General features: G+C 64.8%; 5 protein-coding genes and 1 pseudogene. 2 read left to right on the top strand and 4 right to left on the bottom strand.

Translation table 11 applies throughout. The features are described 5' to 3' along the window. Nucleotides 1-494: pseudogene (locus QOH60_RS05805) on the top strand (NAD(P)/FAD-dependent oxidoreductase); the annotation flags it as partial. A gap of 70 nt (nt 495-564) precedes the next feature. Here QOH60_RS05805 and QOH60_RS05800 read toward each other — a convergent pair. The 4 genes from QOH60_RS05800 to QOH60_RS05785 form a co-directional block, all read right to left on the bottom strand. Further along, on the bottom strand, nt 565-993 hold the full coding sequence (locus QOH60_RS05800) for a MarR family winged helix-turn-helix transcriptional regulator (RefSeq protein WP_526418053.1): 429 nt from the start codon (nt 991-993) through the stop codon (nt 565-567). Then, nucleotides 974-2,377 carry an MFS transporter gene (locus tag QOH60_RS05795; protein WP_526418051.1) on the bottom strand — a complete coding sequence of 468 codons (1,404 nt, stop codon included), beginning with the start codon at nt 2,375-2,377 and terminating at the stop codon, nt 974-976. The genes QOH60_RS05800 and QOH60_RS05795 overlap by 20 nt, the downstream gene beginning before the upstream one ends. A gap of 218 nt (nt 2,378-2,595) precedes the next feature. Then, nucleotides 2,596-3,918: a citrate synthase gene (locus QOH60_RS05790; RefSeq protein WP_526418049.1), complete on the bottom strand. Its 1,323-nt coding sequence runs from the start codon at nt 3,916-3,918 to the stop codon at nt 2,596-2,598. 93 nt (nt 3,919-4,011) lie between these two features. Next, nucleotides 4,012-4,659 carry a TetR/AcrR family transcriptional regulator gene (locus QOH60_RS05785; protein ID WP_526418046.1) on the bottom strand — a complete coding sequence of 216 codons (648 nt, stop codon included), beginning with the start codon at nt 4,657-4,659 and terminating at the stop codon, nt 4,012-4,014. Between the two features lie 202 nt (nt 4,660-4,861). Here QOH60_RS05785 and QOH60_RS05780 point away from each other — a divergent pair. Beyond that, nucleotides 4,862-5,636 (top strand): glycogen/starch/alpha-glucan phosphorylase (locus QOH60_RS05780; protein WP_526418044.1); only part of this gene is annotated, 775 nt, incomplete at its 3' end.

Here is a 5,636-nt window from a genome sequence, read left to right as displayed (position 1 = left end):
CGTTCGAGGCGGCCGTGTCTGGCCGGGTACCCGATCCGCTGCCCTGCGAGATCTATTGCCACTCGCTGACCGACCCCACCATCCTGTCACCGTCGCTGCGGGCGTCCGGCGCGCAGACGCTGACGGTCTTCGGGCTGCACACGCCGCACGGTGTCGGCAGCCGAGAGGAGTTGGCCACTGCCGCGATGGCATCGCTCAATTCGGTGCTGGCCGAGCCGATTCAGAATGTCATCATCCCCGGCTGCATCGAGACCAAGACTACCTACGACCTCGAACACGCACTAGGAATGACGGCAGGCAACATCTTTCATGGTGACCTGACATGGCCCTTCGCCGAGGACGACGATCCGCTCGACACGCCGGCGAGCCGGTGGGGTGTGGCTACCCGACACGAGCGAATCCTCGTGTGCGGTGCGGGTTCTCGCCGGGGCGGCGGCGTATCGGGCATCGGCGGCCACAACGCCGCGATGGCGGTACTCGAGTCCCTCCCCTAATTTGCGCGAGCGTGCGTGTCTGCAGCGCGACACGCGGTAGGGGGAGCTGATTTTGCGCACGCTCGCGCATCTAGCGTGATGAGACCTTGTCGATGATCTTCTGCAGTGTGGTCAGATCCTCGTCGCTGAGCCCGGCGACGACAGAAGGAGCGGGGTCGTCGATCGCACGAACCACAGCGACGAGGTCGCGCCCAGCCGTCGTCAAAGACACCAGCTTGCAACGACGGTTCGCCGGATTGATCTCGCGAACGACGAGCTCGCGGTCCTCGAGGTCGTTGACCGCGACCGTCGCCGCCGGCGCATCGATGGTGGCGGCCGCGGCAACCTCTTTGACAGTCAGCGGCCGATCGGCCAGCCGCATCAGGATCCTGACCCGGCTGAACGGCAGCCCCGTCTCAGTCACCACCGCGCGTCGCCAGGTGTCCGTGTTGTCCATCACCAGACGGGTGAGGCCGTGCCATACCTTGTCGGCCAGGCGATTACGCGTGTGCGCTGGCATGATTCCTCGACTCTCCTGCGATCAATGGAGCCAGCCGCTCGGCGGAGCGCAACGCGCGAGGCGTCGTCGCATAGAGGCCGAGCACGAAGACAAATGCACCCAATGCCGCGCAGACGAACCACAGCGGTCGCGCAGCCACCGCGAAATCGGCGCCGGAAGTTGCCAGCGCTGACCCTGCGATCGAACCGCACAGGGCCACACCAAGACTCACGCCCACCTGGCGGCTGGTCGACGCGACCGCCGACGCCGCTCCGGCGCGGTCGGTCGGCATACCACTGACCGCCGCGGTCGTGATCGGGGCGTTGATCATGGCGAACCCTACGCCGAATACCGCGAACACCACGAGCAGCTCCCACACAGGCGTCGTGGATGTCAGTTGCGTCAGCATCAGGGCCGCCGCTGTGAGGAGTGTCCCGGCGATCACCAGGGAGGGGCGACTGCCGAACCGACCGACGAGCCGACCGGATAGCGGTGAAAAGACCAGCGCACCGACGGCTATCGGTAAATAGATGAGGCCTGTGTGAGCGGCCGAATAGTGGCGCTCACTCTGGAGATACAGCGACATCATGAACAGGAACGCGCCGTAAGAAGCGAAGGCGCACACCGCGATCATCGTTGCCGAACTGAACGGCACGCTGCGGAAGAAGCGGAGATCGATGAACGGGTCGCGGCGGCGGGCCTCGTAACGGAGGAACCCGACGAGCGCGAGAACCGCGGCAACCGCGATCGCGACGGTGCGCGGGTCGGTCCAGCCCATGCCGGGTCCTTCGATGAGGACGAACACGGTGCCAAATAGGAAAGCGACACCTAGGGCTTGGCCGATCGGGTCGACGTCGCGCATCGTGGCGGACTTGGACTCAGGGACGAAGATCGCGGTCAACAGGATGGCCGCGGCGCAGATCGGAAGGTTGATCCAGAACACCGCGCGCCAGCCGAGCCAGTCGATCAGCCCGCCACCGACCAAGGGGCCCAAGGCCATTGAGATGCCGACAACGCCGCCCCAGATTCCGATCGCCCGCGCACGCTCCGCGCGTCCGGTGAACACCTGGGTGATGATCGACATCGCCACCGGGTTGAGCATCGAGCCGCCGACCGCCTGCACCAGGCGGGCGCCGATCAGCGCCCCGATGGTCGGGGCCAGGCTGCACAGAAGCGAGCCCACCGCGAAGACCGTGAGTCCGATCTGGAAGATGCGCCTGCGGCCGAAGCGGTCTCCGGTCGCTCCGGAGAGCAGGAGAAGCGATGCAAGGACGAGGGTGTAGACGTCGATGACCCATTGCAGCTGGGTCGGCGAGGCGTGCAGGTCGGCGCGAATGCTCGGGATGGCGACGTTGACGATCGTCGCGTCCATCGACACGATCAGCAGGCTCAGGCAGCAGGACATCAGAATGATGGTCTTCCGCCGAGCGCTTAACGACCGGACGATAGTTTCATTCACACAACAATTGTGAAACTACAACTATCCTCGCTGCAAGCGTCCGCCGGGTGAGATACGTCGCTTTCCCGGTGCCAGTTTCCTGTGTGCCGAGTGTGCGTTGACTCCGATCCGCGAGCGGCGTGTCGCGCAGCAGACACGCACGCTCGCGCCAAACGGCGGGGACGCTACCGGTTGTCCATCGCGACGTAGTCGCGCTCGGTGTAGCCGGTGTAGATCTGGCGCGGGCGACCGATCTTGCCGCCCTCGTCGTCGTGCATCTCCCGCCAGTGCGCGATCCACCCCGGCAACCGGCCCAACGCGAACAAGACCGTGAACATCCGCACCGGGAAGCCCATCGCGCGGTAGATCAAACCGGTATAGAAGTCGACGTTCGGGTACAGCTTGCGCTCGATGAAGAAGTCGTCGGTGAGCGCGACCTCTTCCAAAGCCTTTGCGATGTGGAGCAATTCGTCGTCGCCGCCCAGCTTGCCGAGGATCTTGTCGGCCTGCTCCTTGACGATCCGTGCCCGCGGGTCGTAATTCTTGTACACCCGGTGGCCGAAGCCCATCAGCTTGACGTTGTCCTCGCGGTTCTTGACCTTCTTGACGAACTCGTGGACGTCGCCGCCAGCTGACGTCGACTCGCCGGCGCGGATCTTCTCCAGCATTTCCAGCACGGCCTGGTTGGCGCCGCCGTGCAGCGGACCCCACAGCGCATTGATGCCGCCCGAGATCGACGTGAACAAGTTGGCCTGCGATGACCCGACCAGCCGCACGGTGGACGTCGAGCAATTCTGTTCGTGGTCAGCGTGCAGGATGAACAGCATGTCGAGCGCGCGGACCACTTCTGGGTCGACCTCGTAAGGCTCAGCGGGAAGCCCGAACGTCATCCTCAGGAAGTTCTCGACGAGGCTCATCGAGTTGTCCGGGTACAGGAACGGTTGGCCCACCGACTTCTTGTACGCGTAGGCGGCGATCGTCGGGAGCTTCGCAAGCAGCCTGACCGTCGACAGCTCCACCTGCTCGTCGTCGAACGGATCTAGTGAGTCCTGGTAGTAGGCCGACAGCGCATTGACCGCGCTGGACAGCACCGGCATCGGGTGCGCATTACGCGGGAAGCCGTCGAAGAAGCGCTTGAGATCCTCGTGCAGCAACGTGTGCCGCTGGATCAACGTGGTGAACGACGCGAGTTGGTCCTTATCCGGGAGCTCACCGTAAATGAGCAGATAGCTCACCTCGATGAACGTCGACTTCTCGGCCAGCTGCTCGATCGGGATGCCGCGATAGCGCAGGATGCCCGCGTCACCGTCGATGTAGGTGATCGCGCTCTTCGTCGACGCGGTGTTGACGAAGCCGGGGTCGAAGGTGGTGTACCCGGACTTTGCGAGCAGGTTGCCCAGCGCGATGCCGTCGGAGCCCTCGGTCGCCTTCGCGATCTGCAGATCGAGCTCGCCGCCCGGGTATCGAAGGGTGGCGGCCTCTTCGGCACTTGACGATTTATCGGCCACAGAAATCCCTTCTTCGCTGCTGAGGGTCAGTGCTGCCTAACAAACGGTAGCCGCATTGGCGACCCCGCGCCCGGCTGGGGTCAGATGAGCACGTTAGTCCCGATACCCAGGACCGGTGCAGATATCGATGAACTGTTTGTAAGTCTCGTCAAGCAGCCCGAGCATCATGTCGATGTCCACCTGATCCCAGTCGGTTTCGGGGCCGAGGTCGCCCGGTGCGGCCAGCAGAATGGCTGACCAGACCGCCACCACCAACCGCAGCCTCTTGTCGTCGACCCCGACGCCCATTCGCTCGGCGAGCGCGAGCGTTACGGAATTGGTCCGGAACTCACTGGCCGCCAGGCGCAGCGCCGGAGAGGAATTCACAATCCGGGCAGTCGTTTTAAGCCGCTCCGTGGTGAATCCGTCCGCCGGGGCAGAGGCCGTCGCCCTGATCATCGCGCCGTGTGCAGCAAACAACGCCTCGAGCTCAGTCAGGTGCGCGGACTGCCGCGCCAGCTGGAAGGCGATCGAGTCGACCATGTCGTCGATGAGCGCGATGATCACCGCGTCCTTGGTCGCGAAGTACCGACTGAACGTGCGCGGGGACACGTCCGCCACTGCGGCGATCTGGTCGACCGTGGTGCCGTCGAACCCCTGCTTGTCGCACAACTCGACCGCGGCGTCGATCAGCAGCGTGCGCGTGCGCTGCTTCTTGCGCTCGCGCAGACCCGGCATCGCCGCCCCGACCGCCTCCACCACGAGATGGATCGTATCGCGCAGACTCCTGGCTGGTCACGGATCGGCCCCGGTGAGACGAACGTCCCAATTACGCGGCTGACATGCATACCCCGCTTCTGCGATGTTGCATGGAAGTGAGCCGATGTTCATTTTGCGTGCATGCATCCGTGCCACGATGGCGCCCTTGGCCGCCGACCCGCCAGAAACTTGAGGGAGCCCCGCGATGACGGACACGCCGACGATCGACGCCCAACCGCACGAACACAGCCGCACCGGGCAGTCCGCCGAGGCGTTGCGGCGGGGCATCGTCGACCACCTGCGCTACTCGATCGGCCGACCGGCGGCCGCGTTGCGCACCGAACATTTCTACCGCGCACTGGCTTTGGCCGTGCGCGACCGGATGCAGGACAACCGCGTCGCGTCGACTCAGACGTCGCTTGACCTCGGCCGGAAGGTGACCTGCTATCTGTCGGCGGAGTTCCTGATGGGACCCCAGCTCGGCAGCAACCTGCTGAACCTCGACATCGAGGAACCGGCGCGCGAAGCGCTGGCCACACTGGGAGCGGACCTCGACGAGGTACTGGCCTGCGAGGAGGAGCCCGGCCTGGGCAACGGCGGCCTCGGACGCCTAGCTGCGTGCTATCTCGACTCCTTGGCCACCCTCGAGCGCCCGGCCATCGGCTACGGCATCCGCTACGAGTTCGGCATCTTCGACCAGGAGATTCACGACGGCTGGCAGGTCGAGCAGACGGATAACTGGCTGGACAGCGGAAACCCTTGGGAGATACCGAAACCCGACGTCAACTACCTGGTCAAGTGGGGCGGCCACGTGGAACGTTACATCGACGACGCCGACCGTGACCGCGCCCGGTGGGTGCCGGGCCTCATGCTCAAAGGTGTCGCCTACGACACGCCCATCCAGGGCTACGGCGTCAACACCTGCAACGTGCTGACGTTGTGGAGCGCGCGGGCGGTCAAGTCGTTCGCGTTGGACGCAT

It is taken from the genome of Mycobacterium sp., from assembly GCF_032159765.1.
Lineage (GTDB): Bacteria > Actinomycetota > Actinomycetes > Mycobacteriales > Mycobacteriaceae > Mycobacterium.
This window is presented reverse-complemented; position numbering and strand designations above follow the sequence as displayed.

Coding starts and splice junctions, on each gene's coding strand:
- QOH60_RS05800 (WP_526418053.1), bottom strand. CDS start 993: ATGCCAGCGCACACGCGTAATCGCCTGGCCGACAAGGTATGGCACGGC.
- QOH60_RS05795 (WP_526418051.1), bottom strand. CDS start 2,377: ATGTCCTGCTGCCTGAGCCTGCTGATCGTGTCGATGGACGCGACGATC.